The 18,364-nt window shown below is 71.7% G+C and carries 17 protein-coding genes; 11 read left to right on the top strand and 6 right to left on the bottom strand.

The window, feature by feature from the left end; all coding sequences use genetic code 11:
• Nucleotides 1-28: 28 nt before the first annotated feature.
• Nucleotides 29-400 carry a DUF1707 SHOCT-like domain-containing protein gene (locus tag QM619_RS15540; RefSeq protein WP_415110729.1) on the top strand — a complete coding sequence of 124 codons (372 nt, stop codon included), beginning with the start codon at nt 29-31 and terminating at the stop codon, nt 398-400.
• 15 nt (nt 401-415) lie between these two features.
• On the opposite strand, the gene QM619_RS15535 is transcribed toward QM619_RS15540, so the two are convergent.
• The 3 genes from QM619_RS15535 to QM619_RS15525 are packed head-to-tail and all read right to left on the bottom strand — an operon-like array spanning nt 416 to nt 2,991.
• Nucleotides 416-1,138 (bottom strand): DinB family protein, encoded by a 723-nt coding sequence (locus tag QM619_RS15535; protein ID WP_415110724.1) that lies wholly within the window; start codon nt 1,136-1,138, stop codon nt 416-418.
• Nucleotides 1,139-1,169: 31 nt separating this feature from the next.
• Nucleotides 1,170-2,444 (bottom strand): phytoene desaturase family protein, encoded by a 1,275-nt coding sequence (locus tag QM619_RS15530; RefSeq protein ID WP_415110721.1) that lies wholly within the window; start codon nt 2,442-2,444, stop codon nt 1,170-1,172.
• Nucleotides 2,445-2,463: 19 nt separating this feature from the next.
• A complete protein-coding gene (locus QM619_RS15525) occupies nt 2,464-2,991 on the bottom strand; it encodes a DUF1697 domain-containing protein (RefSeq protein ID WP_415110718.1) in 528 nt (175 codons plus the stop codon).
• Nucleotides 2,992-3,291: 300 nt separating this feature from the next.
• Here QM619_RS15525 and QM619_RS15520 point away from each other — a divergent pair, with 300 nt between their 5' ends.
• Together QM619_RS15520 and QM619_RS15515 are read left to right on the top strand one after the other, a co-directional pair.
• Nucleotides 3,292-3,675, top strand: a complete 384-nt coding sequence (locus tag QM619_RS15520; protein WP_415110715.1) for an SAV_6107 family HEPN domain-containing protein — start codon at nt 3,292-3,294, stop codon at nt 3,673-3,675.
• Nucleotides 3,676-3,976: 301 nt separating this feature from the next.
• Complete coding sequence (locus QM619_RS15515) at nt 3,977-4,348, top strand: DUF3040 domain-containing protein (protein WP_415110712.1); 372 nt, start codon at nt 3,977-3,979, stop codon at nt 4,346-4,348.
• Between the two features lie 16 nt (nt 4,349-4,364).
• Here QM619_RS15515 and QM619_RS15510 read toward each other — a convergent pair whose 3' ends face one another.
• The 3 genes from QM619_RS15510 to QM619_RS15500 are packed head-to-tail and all read right to left on the bottom strand — an operon-like array spanning nt 4,365 to nt 8,691.
• A complete protein-coding gene (locus QM619_RS15510) occupies nt 4,365-6,509 on the bottom strand; it encodes a transglutaminaseTgpA domain-containing protein (RefSeq protein WP_415110710.1) in 2,145 nt (714 codons plus the stop codon).
• Nucleotides 6,506-7,714 carry a DUF58 domain-containing protein gene (locus QM619_RS15505; protein ID WP_415110707.1) on the bottom strand — a complete coding sequence of 403 codons (1,209 nt, stop codon included), beginning with the start codon at nt 7,712-7,714 and terminating at the stop codon, nt 6,506-6,508. The genes QM619_RS15510 and QM619_RS15505 overlap by 4 nt, the downstream gene beginning before the upstream one ends.
• 5 nt (nt 7,715-7,719) lie before the next feature.
• The gene (locus QM619_RS15500) at nt 7,720-8,691 is read right to left on the bottom strand and encodes an AAA family ATPase (RefSeq protein WP_415110704.1); all 972 of its coding nucleotides are present in this window, start codon (nt 8,689-8,691) and stop codon (nt 7,720-7,722) included.
• A gap of 140 nt (nt 8,692-8,831) precedes the next feature.
• Between QM619_RS15500 and mraZ the strand changes: the two genes are divergently transcribed.
• From mraZ to murD, 8 genes are all read left to right on the top strand, one after another.
• Nucleotides 8,832-9,260, top strand: a complete 429-nt coding sequence (mraZ, locus tag QM619_RS15495) for a division/cell wall cluster transcriptional repressor MraZ (RefSeq protein ID WP_415110702.1) — start codon at nt 8,832-8,834, stop codon at nt 9,258-9,260.
• Nucleotides 9,261-9,415: 155 nt separating this feature from the next.
• Nucleotides 9,416-10,384 (top strand): 16S rRNA (cytosine(1402)-N(4))-methyltransferase RsmH, encoded by a 969-nt coding sequence (gene rsmH, locus QM619_RS15490; RefSeq protein ID WP_415110699.1) that lies wholly within the window; start codon nt 9,416-9,418, stop codon nt 10,382-10,384.
• Entirely contained in the window at nt 10,381-11,028 is a 648-nt protein-coding gene (locus QM619_RS15485) for a hypothetical protein (RefSeq protein WP_415110696.1), read from the top strand. Before rsmH ends, QM619_RS15485 begins: the two co-directional genes overlap by 4 nt.
• Complete coding sequence (locus QM619_RS15480; protein WP_415110693.1) at nt 11,025-12,863, top strand: peptidoglycan D,D-transpeptidase FtsI family protein; 1,839 nt, start codon at nt 11,025-11,027, stop codon at nt 12,861-12,863. Before QM619_RS15485 ends, QM619_RS15480 begins: the two co-directional genes overlap by 4 nt.
• 30 nt (nt 12,864-12,893) lie before the next feature.
• Complete coding sequence (locus QM619_RS15475; RefSeq protein WP_415110690.1) at nt 12,894-14,393, top strand: UDP-N-acetylmuramoyl-L-alanyl-D-glutamate--2,6-diaminopimelate ligase; 1,500 nt, start codon at nt 12,894-12,896, stop codon at nt 14,391-14,393.
• The gene (locus QM619_RS15470; protein ID WP_415110687.1) at nt 14,386-15,810 is read left to right on the top strand and encodes a UDP-N-acetylmuramoyl-tripeptide--D-alanyl-D-alanine ligase; all 1,425 of its coding nucleotides are present in this window, start codon (nt 14,386-14,388) and stop codon (nt 15,808-15,810) included. Before QM619_RS15475 ends, QM619_RS15470 begins: the two co-directional genes overlap by 8 nt.
• Nucleotides 15,807-16,877, top strand: coding sequence for a phospho-N-acetylmuramoyl-pentapeptide-transferase (gene mraY / locus QM619_RS15465; protein WP_415110684.1), 1,071 nt, complete (start codon nt 15,807-15,809; stop codon nt 16,875-16,877). The genes QM619_RS15470 and mraY overlap by 4 nt, the downstream gene beginning before the upstream one ends.
• A complete protein-coding gene (murD, locus tag QM619_RS15460; RefSeq protein WP_415110681.1) occupies nt 16,859-18,364 on the top strand; it encodes a UDP-N-acetylmuramoyl-L-alanine--D-glutamate ligase in 1,506 nt (501 codons plus the stop codon). Before mraY ends, murD begins: the two co-directional genes overlap by 19 nt.

Raw genomic sequence — 18,364 nt, 5'->3', positions numbered from 1 at the left:
TACACGGCGCCCCCACTACCCTGGGTGAGTGGACAACCTGCCGATCTCATCGAAGTACCGCTCGCGGCCCCTGGAGCCGCTGGGCGACGGTGAGCGCGAGGAACTGGCCGGACGGCTGAACGAGGAGTTTGCCCGTGGCGCCATCGACACCGACGACTACCGGGCGATGCTCGACCGGGTGTTCGCCGCCCGCACCCTGGGCGACGTGGCCGAGGTGGTCGCCGCGCTGCCCGCCAAGGACACCTTCGTCGTGCCCGCGGTGATTGAGACCGGGACGCTGGCGCCCGGCGAACTGGTGCCGGCGAAGCAGCCGGGCAACAACGGCGCCCTGCTGCTGGCCGCCGGGCTCGGCAGCGGGATCGCGGCCATCGTCCTGCTGCTGGTGCTGATCCTGCTGTAGCGACCGCTCCGCCCGTCAGGACAGGAGGAGAGCCAGATCGCGCCGGATGTACCGCAGGTGGGCCCACTCCTCCTCGAGGATCACCCGGATGCAGTCGCCGACGGTCGGACGCCAGTCGTCGCCGCCCCACGGGTTGGTGCGTTCCTCGGCGAGCAGTTGCGGGGTGGCCGTGGCCAGGAAGTCGGTGACCAGCTGCTGTCGTTCGGCGCGCACCGCGAGGATCTCCTCGTAGGTCGGCGCCTGGGCGCGGAAGATCGACATGTCGAAGCCCATCTCGGCGGCGCCGGTGAAGATCTGGCCGATCTCGTGGAACGGCTGCTCGACACGCAGGATGCCGCCGCGGAGCCAGGTGTCCGTGGCCAGGATCAGGTGTCGCAGGGTCTCGGCAAGCGACCACTCGTCCTCGACGTGGGCGTCCACCAGCTCGCGCGGCGTGCCCGCCACCGTCTCCTGCCAGGCGGCCTGCACCGCGACCCAAGCCTCGCGCAGCCCCTCGGGCGTCTGTGCCTTCTGCAGCTCGCGTCCCGGGAACCGCCGGTTGAGCTCCGCGTCGACCAGCGGCACCACGTCGACCCCGTTGACGAAGAACAGGTCGTGGCTGTCGATGTCGAGCCCGTCCACATCGACGCTGCGCATGGTCACTCCGCTGACGTCGGAGAACCGCAGGGTGGCGCCCTTGAAGCTCGCCCTGACGAAGGTCGCCCCTTCGAACTCTTTCGTGCTGGAATAGCTCGTCATCGCACCATTGTCGCCCTACCTGCGGCGATTCTCACCGCACCCGGACCGCCTTGTTGGTCGGACGGATGTCCGCGCCGGTGAGGTTCTCGTGGGTGACGTAGGTGGCCAGCGCCGCCGACAGCAGCTGCGCCCAGGGGTCGTTGCCGCCTCGGCTGGACGCGCTTGCCAGGGTCACCGTCGCGGTCTGGGGGCGCAGTGGCGGCTGTCGCAGCCAGGTGCGCGGCGACGTCCACCGGGTGCCGAACGCCGGGTCGGGGGAGCCGGCGGTGAAGTCGTGGACGATCAGCAGCGGACCGTCGGTTGCGGGCAGCCGGTACTCGACCCGAACGCCGGTCGGGCCGTGGTGGACGTCTTCGGTGACGGCTGCCGTCGCCGGGTCTTGTTCGGCGGTCCGTTCCGGCACGGGGGCCACCATGATGTGCGGCGCCACCGCGGGGCGGGTCCAGGCGGTGCGGCGGCGCAGCATGGGCTCGCCGCCGGTCAGCCGCAGGTACTCCCAGGGGTTCACGGTGACGACGATCGCGTCCACCGCGAGGGCTCCGGCCGTGGTGACCACCCGGCCGGGCTCGATCGCGGTGACCGGTTCACCGAGTCGCACCTCCACCCGGCGCAACGCCAGCCGGGCAACCAACAGCTCGATCAGGTCGGACGCCGGCACCGGCACACCGTCGCGGGTCAGCTGCCAGCGGCCGAAGGTGCGTTCGATCGCCAGCCGGACGGCGACGAACTCGGGCGTCCGCTCCGGGCGGGAGCCGATCCGCCAGGCGGTCGAGCGAAGCAGCGCCGCCGCCTGCGGATGGCCGAAGCGGCGGGCCAGCCGGGCCACACTGTGGTTCAGGCCGAGGGCCTGGCGGCGCCGCGGGGTGAGCGCGGCGTCGGTGAACTCGTCCTCCAGGCCGAGCCGGCGCAGCACCTGCCAGCGTTCGTCGAGCTCGTCCAGCAGATCGCGCCAGCGGGTCGCCGCTGCCGTTCCCCAGGCCTCGCCAAGCGCCGCCCACTGGTCGCCGCGGTCGGCCGGGAGCGCCAGCGAGCTCTCGTCGGCGAAGTGGTGGACGGCTCCCGGGGCCGGCATCAGGGCATGTCCGGCGCGGGCGAGTTCGGCGTCGAACGGACGCCCCGACTTGCGGAACAGGTCCCGCCAGGGCGCCGGCAGGGTGAACGCCGGCGGCAGCGCGCCCGGTTCGGCCCAGCGTCCGCCGAGCCGGTCGCGGGCCTCGAACAGCAGCACCCGGTGGCCGGCCTTGGCCAGCCGGGCGGATGCCGCCAAACCCGCCAGCGAACCGCCGACCACGGCGATGTCGCTCATCGGCAGCACCCGGCGGGCATCAGAGCGCCAGCTCGATCAGCTTGCGGACGGTGTTGAGGTTCCGGGCCGTCCCGGCGACCCCCAACGCTCGCCCGAGCGCCGCCTCCTTCAGCTGCGGACGCCCCGCGCCGTTGGCGTAGCGCAGGTGCAGTTCGCGCCCGATCACCTCCCAGCGGTCCTCGCCGGTCTGCAGGCCACGCGCCTTCGCGATCGCCTCGGACGCCGGCACGGCGGTCAGGAAGCTGAGGTAGGAGTATTTCGGCTCGATCACCTCGAACGGGTGGGCCTCCAGCGCCGCGACCACCTCCTCGCGGGAGCGGCTGATCACCTCGCGGAAGAAGCCGAACGTCTGCTCGACCGCGCGCTCCATGGCCCGGTCGAAGGCCTCGGTGTCCGCGGGCGGCGTGCACACCATGTTGCCGGAGGCGATGTAGGTGGACACGTCGCGGGCGCCCAGCGACTCGGCCAGTTCACGCCACTGCGCCATCGCCAGCCGGCCGGTTCCGCCGAGGTTGACCGCCCGGATCAGCACGATCCGCCGGCTCACCGCGACGCGCCCACCGGACAACTCATGGCTGCCACCCTACGGCCGTCGTGGCCCGGACGCCCACCGCGCCGGATTCTGTCAGTGCCGGCTGCCAGGCTTGACGTCGTCCGGCAGCGGGGGGTTATGCTGGACGAGCATCGAACAGATGTTCGATAATAGAGCCGGGGAAGGGCTCACAGCTCCCCGGTGTGGATGGATCTCGACCCCCGTCCGCACCGGGGCTGTCCGTTCCCGCGCGATCCGATCAACCGCGGAGGTCGACGATGAGGTGCAGCCGGAAGGGAAGCCCGAGGTGAAGCGATGACAGCGGTCCCAGCGTTGGCCTCCGCGGTGGCGGCACTGACCCAGGCCGAACTCGCCGAGCGTCCGGCGGAACGGTTCCTGCTCGCGCATCTGGCCGCGTTGCGGGTGGCCGCGGTCGTGCTGGCCTGCCGGGCGTCCGGACGGGCGGTCGCCGTCGGGCCGCGCGACGTCTGGCAGGTGCTCGCCGAGGCCGCTCCCGAGTACGCCGAGTGGGCCGGCTTCTTCGCCGCGTCGGTGCCGAAGCGCGAGGCCGTCCGGGCCGGCGCGGTCGCCATGGTCAGCGCCCGCGAGGCCGACGACCTGGTCCGCGACGTGGGCATCTTCTACGACCGGGTGGCGCGCCGGCTGGTCCGCAGGGTGCCGCGACAGGAGGTCTCATGAGGCTTCCTGGCAGCCCGCCCTGGACGACCCCGACTGGGGCTGGCGCGAAGCGGAACAGGCGATGGACGCGGTGCCGGAAGTTCGGGCCGTGCTGTCTGGAGCGCGCTGTGCTGACCAGGAACGAGCACCGGCTCGAGTAGCCCTGAGGTTCTCTCACCGGGGTCTCGAGCCGGGCTTGTGTCGCAAGTTGGGCCCCCTTGGGGTGAACCCTTCCGTTCCTTGTTCCGTTTGTCCTGCCACCCGCCTAGACTTGGTCCGAGGGCCTACCTGTGTGCCCGAAACGAACCGAAGGGAGGTTGGCATGGCTCTTTCCGAGGAGGAACAGCGACTCCTTACTCAGCTGGAAGAGGCTTTGGCAGCCGAGGATCCCAAGCTGGCCAGTACCCTGCGTGGTACCACGACACGCCGGCTGCATCGCCGTCGAGCCGCGCTTGCCGGCGTCGGTTTCCTGGCTGGCATCGCCTGCCTGATCGGCGGCATGCAGGTGAGTCCGGCGCTCAGCATCGTGGGCTTCGTGATCATGCTCGCCGCCACCGTCGTCGCGATCACCTCATGGCGCCACGTTGGCGAAGTTGCCGCGCCGCGTCCGTCGACTCGCTCGCCGCAGAGTGAGAAGGCGTTCATGGACAAGATGGAAGAGCGCTGGCGCCGTCGCCAGGACGAGGGTCAGTAAGACCCTCCGTTAGGAGTCATCCGCGCCAGCGCAGGCGCCGCCACAACGATCGTGGCAGCAGTACCCGCCCCCACCTCCGGCGACGGTCGATGTCTGCGGCCAACCCGGCTCGCACGAGCTCCACCTCGGTGGTCAGATCGGCGACGTCGCCGAGTGTCTCGGCGTAGCGGGCTCGTTCGACCAGCAGCGCGATCCGTTCCAGCGCCGCGGCGGCGTCTGTCGGCAGGCTGGCGGCGAGGGCCGCGGCGATCTGCCGGGCTGAGCCGCGCGGCCATTCGGCGCCGGCGTCCCAGACGCTGTCGCGCACCTCGTCCCACGCCCCCGAGACCGCCGCCCTGCCCGGCGGCGCGGTCAGCCGCCGGGCGCGTCGTCGGCGGCGGATCAGCGACGGTGCGGACGCCGCCAGGGCGATCAGCGCGGCGCCACCCGCCGCCCACGCCGACCAGCTGCCGTCCGTCGCCTGCGGGGCGGGGGCAGCCGGCTCCGGGGAGGGCGGGGGCGCCTGCGGTTCGGTGCTGGGCTCCTCGACATCGGTGCTCGGGGTTGTGCTCGGAGTCTGTGGTGCCGTCGTCTCCGGGCCCCCTCCGGCGTACCCGGGCGGCTGGGCGACGGCCGGCGTCGGTTCGAAGGCGACCCAGCCGAGTCCGGTGAAGTACAGCTCGGGCCAGGCGTGCATATTGCGGATCCGCACTTCCCAGCCGTCCCCGCGGCGGGTGCCGGGCAGGAAGCCGACGGCCACCCTGGCCGGGATGCCGACGGCGCGGGCCAGCACCGCCATCGACGCCGCGAACTGCTCGCAGTAGCCGATGTGGTCGCCGAACAGGAACCGGCTGAGCGTCTCGTATCCCGACCCCGGCGCCGGATCGAGGCTGTAGCTGAAGGCCGGCGAGCGCAGCCAGTCCTGGATCAGCAGCGCCCGGCGTCCGTCGGTGGTGCCTCGGCGGGTGATCCGCTGGGCCAGTTCGCGAATGCCGTCCGGCAGATCGTCGGGCAGTGCGGTGGTCAGGTCGACGTCCGCCGGCGTCCCGGCGGTCGCGGCGCTGACCTGCTGGGCGGTCGGCGTCACGTCGATGATCGTCGCGTCGTAGCGCAGCCCGTTGGTGGCCGACGTCCGTTGGTCGCCGGTGGCCAGCACGCTCATCGACAGCGGATCGTGCCGCCAGTCGCCGTCTGCCTTGAACTCGGCCGGAGCGTACGGCAGCGGCAGCCATTCGGAGTTGAAGGCCCCCACCGTGACGCTGATCTGGAAGCGGGGCCGGCCGGACGCCACCCCGGGCGGGGCGGGCAGTCCGCCGCTGAACAGGTCGATCGGACGCAGGTGGAAGCCGGTGGCGTCGAAGGCGGGCAGCGCGGTCAGCCGCAGCCGGACACCATCGCCGGTGCTGGTGGTGTAGGTGAGCACCCTCTGGTCCACCGGCTGCTGCAGATTGCGCCGCAGGTCGAGCGACGGATCGCCCATCTGGATCGGCCCGCGGCCGGCGAACGGCGTCCCCCGCTGGGGGTCGACGCCGGGGGTGGCCAGGCCGGCCACGACCGCGACGGACGCCGCCGCGAGCAGGCAGACCAGCCCGCCGGAGAGTAGGGCCCGCACCGGCCGGTCCGAGATTGCCGGCCCCGGCACCCGTCCGGCGGTGTCGGCCAGCAGCACCAGCAGATAGCCGGCCGCCAGCCACAGCAGCGCGCCGAACGACGCCCGCTCCGGCAGCGCCAACGCGGTGAGCAGGTAGGGAATGCCGATCGGCAGCAGCGTCCAGGCGGCCTGTTCGTGGACCACCGCGAGCTGATCGGCCAGGTAGGCCAGCATGCCGATCCCGGTCGTGGCGATCAGCCGGACGCCGAGGTTTGGCCCCATCGGTGCGGTGGACATCACTGTCCACTGCATGCCGTCGGCCAGCACCCGTGGCAGCGCGGCCACGCTGGGCAGTCCGGCGGCGAACGCCAGCACCACCAGGGTCACCGCGGCGGCCCCGGCCTGGACGGCCCCGGCCAGCACCCTGCCGCGGATCAGCCGTCGCGCCGCGATACCGACGACGGCGATCACCGCGATCAGCACCAGACAGTCGCCGATCAGTCCGCGGTCGGCGGTCACCGGCGTCAGCCCGGTCAGCGACAACGTCATCGCCAGGGCCACGCTGCCCCGGAGCAGATCGGACGCCTTCACCGGCGCGCTCCGTCCCTCAGGGCGTCCCAGGCCTGCGGAATGCCGCGCACTCCCGCGTTGGCGACCACCTGCCAGCCGTTGCCGAGCAGGATCGCCACCGGATCGTCCAGCCCGGTCTCAGTCGATCCCGACTCGACCGCTTGGACGACGATCGCCCGGCATTGGGTGCCGTGCCGGCGCGCGGTGGTCAGCGCGATGGCGTCCGCCGGACGGAGGCGTCCGAGGATCGCGATCAACAGCTGGGCGCGCGACCCTTCGGCGTGCAGCGCGTCGCCGAGATCACCGGTGTCGGTCAGCGTGCTGTCGGTCAGATGGTCCAGCAGCGCCTCGCGCGCGGTGTCGCCGTCGGTGTCCAGGCGGTGTCCGGCGGCGTCCACCAGGCCTACCTCGTAGCCGGCGTCCAGCAGCTGCATCCCGATCGACGCCGCCGCCGACACCGCCCACTCGAAGCTGGACCGCGGCCCGGTGCCGACATGGGCGGCCTGCCGGTTGTCCAGCAGGATCAGCGCACTGGGCTCCCAGGCGTGCTCCTCGCGGCGGACCATCAGCGTGCCGGTGCGGGCGGTGGACGGCCAATGGATGCGGCGCAGCTCGTCGCGCGGCCGGTATTCGCGGATCAGCGCGTCGTCCGGGCCCAGCACGCTGCTGCGCCGTTGCGCCGCCTCGCCGACCAGCCCGGTGCCGGCGCCGGTCCAGGCCGGGCCGAGCGGGTGGATGGCCGGGGTGACGGTGAGCAGGCTCCGCCCGCCGACCTTGCGGACGCGGCTGGTCAGGCCGAGCGGATCGTTGGTCGTCCACAGGCAGGGCCCGATCAGGTACCGACCGCGGACGAAGGTCTCCATCTCGTAGGGGTGCCGGCTGCGCCGCCGTCCCTGCCCGGACGCCACCGGCACGGTCGGCGTGTCGCCCAGGCCGTCCGGGACCGTTTCGTCCAAGTATCCCCAGGCGCCCAGGTCGACGCTGTCCCGGCGCAATTCGAGGCTGGCGCGCACCGTGGAACCGGCGGCCACCCGGTCGGGCACGAGCGAGCGGATGGCGTCCGGACGGCGGGCAGAGCGCCAGTTCAGCACGGCGGCAGCCACGATCAGTCCGATCAGCAGTCCGCCCGGCCAGGCCAGCGAGCGGAGCCCGGTCGTGCCGGCGGCGATCAGCAGGGCGACCGCGGCGGTGACCAGGCCGAGTCCGCGGAAGGTCAGCCGGATCATCGTGGTCAGGCGGGGTCGCGGTCGGGGACGCGGACCCTGGCCACCGCGTCCCGGACCACCTCGTCCACGCCGCGCCGAGCCAGCTGGGCGGCCGGGCTGAGCAGGATGCGGTGGGCCAGGGCCGGCACGGCCAGCGCTTGCACATCGTCCGGAATCACGTACGCCCGGCCCTGGAGCGCGGCACGGGCCTTGCAGGCGCGGAGCAATTGCAGCCCCGCCCGCGGGGAACCGCCGAGCCGGACGTCCGGGCTGGTCCGGCTGGCTTCGAGCACGTCGACCAGGTACTCCTTGATCGCCTCGTGCACGTAGACCGTCCGCACCCCGGCGGTCAGGGCGTCCACGGTGACCGCGTCGGTGACCGGCCGCAGTTCGGCGAGCGGGTCGCCGCCGCCGTGATGGTCGAGCATCGCGATCTCGGACGCCCGCACCGGGTAGCCCATCGAGATGCGCAGGGTGAACCGATCGCGTTGCGCCTCGGGCAGGGGATAGGTGCCCTCCATCTCGATCGGGTTCTGGGTGGCCACGACCAGGAACGGGCTGGGCAGCGGATGGGTGACGCCGTCGACGGTGACCTGATGTTCCTCCATCGCCTCGAGCAGTGCCGACTGGGTCTTCGGCGACGCCCGGTTGATCTCGTCGCCGATCACGATGTTCGCGAACACGCCGCCGGGCTTGAACTCGAAACTCCGGTGCTCGGCGTTGAAGATCGACACCCCGGTGATGTCGCTGGGCAGCAGGTCGGGGGTGAACTGGATCCGCTGTGCGGTGCCGTCGATGGCTCGGGCCAGCGCCTTGGCCAGCATCGTCTTGCCGACGCCCGGGACGTCCTCTATCAACAGGTGGCCGGACGAGAACAGAGCCACCAGGGCCAGTTCGACCGCCTCGGGCTTGCCCTCGATGACGGTCTGGATGGCTGCCCGGATGTCCTGGGCGACGGTCTGCAGATCGTCCACTCGGTTCGCTGAGCTGCGCTCCACGATCCCCCCTCTGGCGTCGGCTGCTGCCACCCTACCGGCCGTCCCGAAACGCCGGCACGGGAGCGCTGGGGTGCCGGGGTGGAGGAAAGTGGAGTACAGTGGTGCCAAGTGGAGGAGATTGCCGAAGGAGGTGGGTACCCGTGTTCCTGGGCACCCACACCCCGAAGCTCGATGACAAAGGCCGCTTCTTCCTCCCCGCCAAGTTCCGCGAGGAACTGAACGGGGGTCTCGTCATCACCAGGCAGCCTGACCGCTGCCTGGCGATCTTCACCCCGGCCGCCTACCAGGCGGCCGCCGATCGGATGATCGCGGGATCGTCCAGCCTGGCGAAGGTGCGCTCGGTGCAGCGGATGTTCGCCTCCGGCGCGGATTCGTCCACGCCGGACAGTCAAGGCCGGATCACCGTGCCGGAGCACCTGCGGAATTACGCGGGCCTGCGCCGGGAGATCGTCGTGATCGGCGCTTTGGACCACATCGAGGTGTGGGACGCGGAGACCTGGGCTACCTACGCCGCAGCGCAGGAAGAGGCCTTCGCACAGATGGACGAAGAGGTATTCGGAGCGGGGTGACCCGCACCGACGAAGCAACACCGTCGCGTGCGGTGCGGCTTCAATCCGAGGGGCAACGCCCCCTGGCGCACCTTCCCCGGTGCCAGGCGGCGCTCGCGGGTTGAAACCACAGCGCATGCGGGGGTGCGCCATCCCGGGCAGATGGAGGGGTCGAGATGGACGGGCAGCAAGCCGTCGAGCACGTGCCGGTGATGTGCGCGCGCATCGTCGAACTGCTCAGCGTGCCGTTGCGGGCCCCCGGAGCGGTCTACGTCGACTGCACTCTCGGCCTCGGCGGTCACGCCGAGGCCATTCTCACTGCCTGCCCGGACGCCGCGCTGATCGGTATCGACCGCGATCGGCACGCCCTCGATCTCGCCGGAGAGCGGCTGGCCGGCTTCGGCGACCGGGTGGCGCTGTTCCAGGCCCGCTACGACGAGCTGCCCGAGGTGCTCGCCGAGGCCGGACGTCCGCGGGTGCAGGCGATCCTGGCCGACCTGGGCCTGTCCTCGATGCAGATCGACCGCACCGAGCGCGGCTTCGCCTACCGCGCCGACGCCCCGCTCGACATGCGGATGGACGACACCCAGCGACTCACCGCGGCCGACCTGCTCAACACCGCGGACGCCGGCGAGCTGATCAGGATCCTGCGCCGGTTCGGCGAGGAGCGGTTCGCCGACCGGATCGTCCGGCGGATCGTGGCCGAGCGGGACGCCGAGCCGTTCGCCGGCTCGGCCCGGCTGGTGAAGCTGATCGAGCAGGCCATTCCGGCCGCAGCACGGGCGTTCGGGGGAGGGCATCCCGCCAAGCGCACCTTCCAGGCGCTGCGGATCGCGGTCAACGACGAGCTGACTGCCCTGGCCGGGCTGTTGCCGGCGGCGATCGACGCGCTGGCGCCGGGCGGACGCCTGGCGGTGCTGGCCTACCACTCGGGTGAAGACCGGCTGGTGAAGAACGCGCTGCGCGACGCGGCCACCGACCGGGCCCCCCGCGGGCTGCCGCAGGTGCCCGCCGAGCTACGCGCCCGCCTGGTGCTGCTGACCCGCGGCGCCGAGCGGCCCGATGACGACGAAGTGCAGATCAATCCGCGCGCCGCCTCGGCACGGCTGCGCGTGGGGGAACGGATCGACGAGGTGGCAGCATGACAGCACTCCTGGCTCCGAAGCGGGCGCCCGAAGAACACCCGCAGCCGCGGTGGAGCCTCCGCGAGGTCGGGATTCCGCAGCGGCGCACCATGGCCAGCATCCCGTTCATCCTCAGCCTCGCCGTGCTGCTGGCGCTGGGCATGGTCGGGTTGCTGCTGCTCAACACCGCGCTGCAGGAGCAGGCCTTCGCCGTCCGCGACCAGCAGAAGGCGGCCACTCAGCTCGGCTACCGGCTGGCCGCCCTGGAGACGGAGGTCACCGAGGCCCGCTCCAGCACCCGGCTGGCGATCGCCGCGACCGAGCTGGGCATGGTGCCGAACCCGTACCCGGTGTACTTGCCGCTGCCGTCCGGCGACGTGATCGGGAAGCCGACCGCGATGACCGGAAGCGAGGTGCCCGACGTCCGCTACCGGACGCCCGAGGAGCTCGACCAGATCGCCAAGGAGCGCGACGAGGCGATCGCGCGGGCCGCCGCGGAAGCGAAGGCCCGCGCCCAAGCCGAGGCGGAAGCCAAGAAGAAGGCTGAGGAGGCGAAGAAGAAGGCCGCCGAAGAAGAGGCGAAGAAGAAGGCGGCGGAGAACAAGAAGGCGGACGCGACCACGAAGCCGAGCTCGACTGCCACGAAGAACGGGAGCGGCCGATGACGGCGACGCGGTCGACGGCGTCCCGGCAGCTGTCCCGGCTCCGGCGAGCGCGGCTGCCGCTGGCCTCGCCGGTCCGGCGGACGCGGGTGCTGCTGATCGTGATCGCCGTGGTCTTCTCGCTGTGTGCCGGACGGGCGCTGCAGGTGCAGGCCCTGGACGCCCCGACCTATGCCGAGCAGGCTGCCGACCAGATGCAGCAGTCCCAGGTGCTGCCGGCGCTGCGCGGCGACATCACCGACCGGTATGGCGACATCCTGGCCTTCACCGAACAGACCGTGACCGTGGTCGCCGACCCCAAGATGATTCTCACCAACGGCAAGATGAGCACCGGTGCGATGACCTCCCTCGATCGCGAGGTCGCGGCCGGGGCGCCGCAGCAGCTGGCGCAGATCCTGGCCAAGCACCTGGGCAGCACCCCCGAGTCGTACCTGCCCCAGCTGAGCGACGCCAAGAGCTCCTACAAGGTGATCGCCAAGCGGGTACCGGCGCAGACCTTCGCCGACATCCAGGCCGAGATGAACGACGCGAATCTGCTCGGACTGCGGCGGATCACCGCACCCACCCGGCGCTACCCGAACGGCGGCCTGGCCTCCAATCTGATCGGCTGGGTCAACGAAGAGGGCAACGCGGCCGGCGGGTTGGAGCTGTCGCTGGAGAAGCTGCTCAAGGGCACCGACGGCAAAGAGGTCTACGACTCGTCCCCGAACGGGAAGATCCCGCTCGGCGACAACGTCCTGATCCCGCCGCAGAACGGCCACAACGTCGGGCTCACCATCGACTCGTCGATGCAGCTGCTGGCCGAGCAGCGGCTGAAGAAGGCGCTGGTCGACAGTGGCGCCGAGGCGGCTGCCGTGCTGGTCACCAACCCGAACACCGGCGAGGTGCTGGCGATGGCCAACGCCCCGTCGTTCGACAGCAACGATCCAGGCAAGGGCGATGCCGACGACATGGGCAACCGGATCACCAACAACGTCTACGAGCCGGGTTCGGTGCAGAAGGTCCTCACCTTCGCGGCGCTGCTGGACTCGGGCACGATCGATCCCGACGAGAAGGTCGACATCCCGAGCTGCGTCAAATACGACAATCGCTGCCAGGTGCACGACTCCTGGACCCATGGCGAGATCACCCTGCGGGCTCGCGGTGTCTTCGCCAAGTCGTCCAACCTGGGCACGATCATGCTGGCCCGCAAGATGTCCAAGGAGCAGCTGCACTCCTATTACTCCGCGTTCGGGCTGGGGCAGCGCACCAACATCGGTGTGAACGGCGAATCCACCGGCCTGCTGCCCAAGGCGAACATGGCCGACTACACCCGGGACGGCATCGCTTTCGGCAGCAGCCTCGCGGTGACCGCCATCCAGAACGCGGCGGCGGTGGGTGCCGCGGTCAACGGTGGCGTCTACCATGCGCCGACCGTGATCTCGACGGTCGACGGCCAGCCCTACACCCCGCCCAACCAGGACACCACGCCGCGCCGGGTGATCAGCGAGCAGGCCTCCGAGCAGGTGCGGTCGCTGATGGAGCAGCAGGCGCTGAACCAGAGCAGCGCGGCGTTCACGGTCAACGGCTACCGGATCGGCTCCAAGACCGGCACCGCCCGGCTGTTCGACTCGGGCTGCAACTGCTACTCCAAGGACAAGCTGGTGGTGTCCACCGTCGGCGTCGCCCCGATCGAGAACCCGCAGGTGCTGGTCTACGCCGTGGTCTGGAACCCGAAGAACGGCTCCTCGGGCGCGGCCGTGGCGGCCCCGGTGATGCATGACGTGCTGGCCCTGGCGCTGCCCCGCTACGCCGTCACGCCGTCGTCCACCAAGGGCGTCAAGCTCCCGCTCAAGTGATGCGCCACGCTCCGGTAATAGGGTCGAGCCATGGCTGAGCGCGCTGATCGGCTGGCCGGGCTGCTGCCCGGTGCGACGGACGCCGCCGTCACCGGCGTCAGCCTGGATTCGCGGGCGGTGCGTCCGGGCGACCTCTACGCCGCACTGCCGGGGCAGCACACCCACGGTGCCCGGTTCGCCGCGGACGCCGTCCGGCGCGGCGCGGCGCTGGTGCTCACCGACGCCGCTGGCAGAGACCTGATCGGCGGCGGCCTGGACGACGTGAGCGTTCCGGTTGTGGTGGTGGCCGACCCGCGCGCCACCCTGGCCGAGGTGGCTGCGGCGGTGCACGGTCATCCGGCCCGTGCGATGCGGATGTTCGGCATCACCGGCACCAACGGCAAGACCAGCACCGTCTTCCTGCTGGAGGACGCGCTGGCCGCGCTCGGCGAACGGGTCGGCACCCTGGGCACAATCGGCTTCCGGCTCGCCGGGGAAGTCATAGACCGTAGCCGCAGCACGGTCACCACCCCGGAATCACCCGACCTGCAGGAGCTGCTGGCGCAGCTGCGCGACGCCGGCGCCACCAGTGTGGCGATGGAGGTCTCCTCGCACGCGCTGGCTCTGCGCCGGGTCGGCGGCATCGTCTTCGACGTAGCGGCGTTCACCCATCTGGGCCGCGACCACCTGGACTTTCACCACGACCTGGAGAGCTACTTCGCCGCCAAGGCCGAGCTGTTCCTCGGCGGCCGAGCGCGGTCCTGCGTGGTGAACGTCGACGGCGAATGGGGATGCCGGCTGGCCGGCCTGATCCGCGCCGAGGGCACACCGCTGCTGACCACCGGCAACGCGCCGGACGCCGACGTCCGGCTGCTGTCGGCCGCTCCGGACGCCGACCGGCGCACCCGCGTCGAGGTCGCCACCCCGGACGGGCCGCTCGAGTTCACCGTCGGCATGCCGGGCTCGTTCAACGTCGCCAACGCGATCACCGCGGCCGCCATGGTGCGCGCCGCCGGGCTGGACGTCGCTACCGCCGTCGGCGCGTTCGCGACCGCGGCTGTGCCCGGCCGCATGCAGCGGGTCGACCTCGGGCCGGGCGCGCCGGCCGCGGTGGTCGACTTCGCACACACCCCGGAGGCGGTGGCGGCGGCGTTGGCGGCCTTGCCGGCGCCGCGGGTCGCGGTGCTCGGCGCCGGCGGTGACCGGGACGCCACCAAGCGCGGCCCGATGGGCGCGGCGGCCGCGGCGAACGCCGAGCTGGTCGTCGTCACCGACGACAATCCGCGTTCGGAGCAGCCGGCGGCGATCCGGACCGCGGTGCTGGCCGGTGCCAGGGCGGCCGGCGGCACCGAGGTGGTGGACGGCGGCGATCGGCGTTCGGCGATCGCGTTGGCCCTGCGCCGGGCACACAGCACGGGCTGGGTGGCGGTGTTGGGCAAGGGGCACGAGACAGGGCAGGACGTCGGCGGCGTGATCAGTCCGTTCGACGATGTCGCGGTGCTTCGCGAAGAATGGCAACGACTCGTTGGGGGGAACAACGACAGTGCGTGAACGCACCATTCGAGATGTTGCGGCGCTGGTCGGTGCCGCGCCGGTCGTCGGCGACCGGCGAGCCGGTCCCGATGTGGTGATCGACTCCCGGCAGGCTACGCCCGGTGCGGTCTTCGTGGCCCTGCCGGGGGAGCGCGTCGACGGCCACGACTACCTGGACGCTGCGGCGTCCCGCGGCGCGGTGGCCGCGATCTGCACCCGCCGCACCGACGCGCCGCTGGCGCACCTGGTGGTGCCGGACGCCCAGCAGGGCCTGAGCGACCTGGCCCGCGGCGTGGTGGCCGAGGCGAAGGCGTCCGGGCTGGCCTGCGTCGCGGTCACCGGATCGTCGGGCAAGACCAGCACCAAGGACCTGCTCGGCCAGCTGCTGGCGGCCGCCGGACCCACGGTGAGCCCGGAGGGCTCGCTCAACAACGAGATCGGGGTGCCGCTGACCGCGCTGCGGGTCGGCGACGACACCCGCTACCTGGTCAGCGAGCTGGGCGCCCGCGGCGGCGGCCACATCGCCTGGCTGTGCGGCATCGTGCCGCCCGATGTCGGCCTGGTGCTCAACGTCGGTCACGCCCACCTGGGCGAGTTCGGGTCGGTCGCCGGCATCGCGGCCGCCAAGGGCGAACTGGTCGAGGCGCTGCCGGCCGGCGGCTGGGCGGTGCTGAACGCCGACGACCCGCTGGTGCTCGGCATGGTGTCCCGGACGCGCGCCCGGCTGGCCACCTTCTCGCTGGTCGGGGAACCGGACGCCGGCGAGCTGCGGGTCTGGGCCGACGACATCGGCCCGGACGAACTACAGCGGCACGCGTTCACGCTGCGGGCCGCGGGCGTGGTCGAGGCGGCGGTGCCGGTGCAGCTGCAGGGCCCCGGACGCCACCAGGTCGCCAACGCGCTGGCGGCGGCCGCCGCAGGTCTGGTGCTGGGCCTGCCGGCGTCCCTGGTCGGCGAGGCGCTGAGCGGCGCGACGGCCCTGTCGCGGTGGCGGATGCAGCTCAGCCCGCGCCCGGACGGGGTGCTGATCGTCAACGACTCCTACAACGCCAACCCCGATTCGATGCGGGCCGCGCTGACCACGGTGGCCGGCATGCGGCGTCGGGGCGGACGGCTCCGCGCCGTCCTGGGCGACATGCTGGAACTCGGCCCGGATGCCCCGGCCGAGCATCGCGCGCTGGGTGCGCTGGCCGCCGGCCTGGGGTTCGAGGTGGTGGCGGTGGGCGACTTCGCCGACGACATCGCGGCCGGCGCGCGGGAAGCCTCCGGGGTGGTCTGGACGGTCGCCGATCGGGCACAGGCGGTTGCGGTGGCGGGGGCAGATCTGCAACCGTCCGATGTCGTGGTGGTGAAGGCATCCCGGGGACTGGCCCTGGACACGGTGGCGGACGCGTTGGCGTCCGGCGCCGGTGACACGACGGGAGGGCCGGCATGAGAAGCATCCTGCTCGCCGGGGGGCTGGGCCTGCTCGGCACCCTGCTCGGCACCCGGTTCGCGATCCGGGTCCTAGTCAAGAACGGCTATGGCCAGTTCATCCGCGACGACGGTCCGACCGCGCACCACACCAAGCGCGGCACACCCACCATGGGCGGCATCGTCATCATCGGGGCGGTGATCCTCGCCTACGCGGTGGCCCACCTTCTGACCTGGTCGCCGCCGACGGCGTCCGGGGTCCTGGTGCTCTATCTGGTCACCGGGCTGGGCCTGGTCGGCTTCGCCGACGACTGGATCAAGATCTCCAAGGCGCGCTCGCTGGGCCTCAGCAGCCGGGCCAAGCTGATCGGGCAGACCGCGGTCGCGGTGTCGTTCGCGATCCTGTCCTTCCAGTTCCCCGACGATCAGGGCATCACCCCGGCCAGCAACGCGATCTCGTTTCTGCGCGACATCAGCTGGCTGCAGCTGCCGCTGTGGGCGGCGGCGATCTGGATCGTGCTGGTGATCGCCTCCTGGTCGAACGCCGCCAACCTGACCGACGGCCTGGACGGCCTGGCCACCGGCGCGGCAACCATGGTGTTCGCGGCCTATGCGGTGGTGAACATCTGGCAGAACAACCAGTCCTGTTCGACGCTGTCGACGGCAGGGCCGCAGTGCTACTGGGTGCGTGACCCGCGCGACCTGGCGCTGGTCGCACTGGCCCTGGCCGGCGCCTGTTTCGGGTTCCTGTGGTGGAACGCCAGCCCGGCCAAGATCTTCATGGGCGACACCGGGTCGCTGGCCATCGGCGGTGGCTTCGCGGCCTTGTCGGTGTTCACCCGCACCGAGCTGCTGATGCTGATCATCGCCGGCCTGTTCCTGATCATCACTCTCTCGGTGGTGCTGCAGGTCGGCTGGTTCAAGGCCACCAAGGGCAAACGGCTGTTCAAGATGGCCCCGCTGCAGCACCACTTCGAGTTGCTCGGCTGGGCTGAGATCACCATCGTGACCCGGTTCTGGATCATCTGCGGGCTGTGCGTGGCGCTCGGCCTCGGCATCTTCTACGGCGAATGGCTGGTGGGCCAGTGACCGACTGGTTGGCGCAGGCCACCCGGTTGTCGCCCTGGGGTCAGGCCCAGGTCGTGGTGGCCGGACTGGCGGCGTCCGGGTACGCCGCTGCCGACGGACTGCTCGAACTCGGCGCGAACGTGCTGGTGCTCGATGACGCCGACACCCCGGCCAACGCCGAGAAGGCGACGATCCTGGAGGTGCTGGGCGCCCAGGTCCGGCTCGGTCCCGGCTCGACCGCCGTGCTGCCGCCGCAGACCGACCTGCTGATCGTCTCGCCGGGCTGGACGCCGCGGGCCCCGCTGATCGCCCAGGCCCGGCGCCGCGGGGTGCCGGTCTGGGGCGAGGTGGAACTCGCCTGGCGAATGATGCAGCCCGACCGGGTGGTGCCGTGGCTGGCGGTCACCGGCACCAACGGCAAGACCACCACCGTCAACATGTTGGAGTCGATGCTGACCGCCGCCGGACTGACCACCTCCGCGGTCGGCAACGTGGGGCGTCCGATCGTCGAGGCGATCCTGGACGAGGTCAGCTACGACGTGCTGGCCGTGGAGCTGTCGAGCTTCCAGCTGCACGCCACCAACTCGCTCAGCCTGCACTCGGCGGCGGTGCTCAACCTGCAGCCCGACCACCTGGAGTGGTACGCCGACCCGGCCTCCTGGGAAAGCCGGGCGCCGGATGCGATGACCGCCTACGCCGCCGACAAGGCCCGGATCTTCGAACGGGTCACCCACAGCTGCGTCTACAACGTGGCCGACGACGCCACCCTGCACATGGTCGAGGACGCCGAGGTGACCGAGGGCGCACGGGCGATCGGCTTCACCCTGGGCACCCCGACGATCGGCCAGCTGGGCGTGGTCGACGATCTGATCGTCGACCGGGCCTTCATCGCCCAGCGCAGGGACTCGGCGCTGGAACTGGCCAAGCTCTCCGACGTCCGGCCGTTCGCCCCGCACAACGTGGAGAACGCCTTGGCGGCTGCCGCGCTGGCCCGCTCGTTCGGCGTCCCCGCCACCGCGGTGCGCGACGGGCTGCGCACCCTGGAACTCGGCGACCACCGGATCCAGACCATCGCCGAACACGACGGGATCCGCTGGGTGGACGACTCCAAGGCCACCAACCCGCACGCGGCGGCGTCCTCGCTGCGGGCCTTCGACTCGATCGTCTGGATCGCCGGCGGCCAGGCCAAGGGCACCAGCTTCGACGAGCTGGTGCAGCGCTACGGCGACAAGCTGCGGGCCGCGGTGCTGCTCGGCGTCGACCGGGGGGTGATCGCGGACGCACTCGCCCGACACGCGCCGCAGATCCCCGTGACCGTGATCGATTCCACCGACACTGGAGCGATGACGCAGGCGGTGGCCGCCGCACACGCGTTCGCCCGGCCGGGCGATGTCGTGCTGATGGCTCCCGGCTGTGCCAGCAAGGACATGTTCACCGGGTACGACGCGCGAGGCGCGGCGTTCGCGGAGGCCGTCCGAGCGATCACCGGAGTCGAGGAGAAGGGCTGA

Source organism: Micropruina sp. (assembly GCF_047606665.1).
In the GTDB taxonomy this organism is placed as follows: domain Bacteria; phylum Actinomycetota; class Actinomycetes; order Propionibacteriales; family Propionibacteriaceae; genus Micropruina.
Note: the sequence above shows the minus strand (reverse complement) of the source record. Positions and strands in the feature narration are given on the sequence as shown.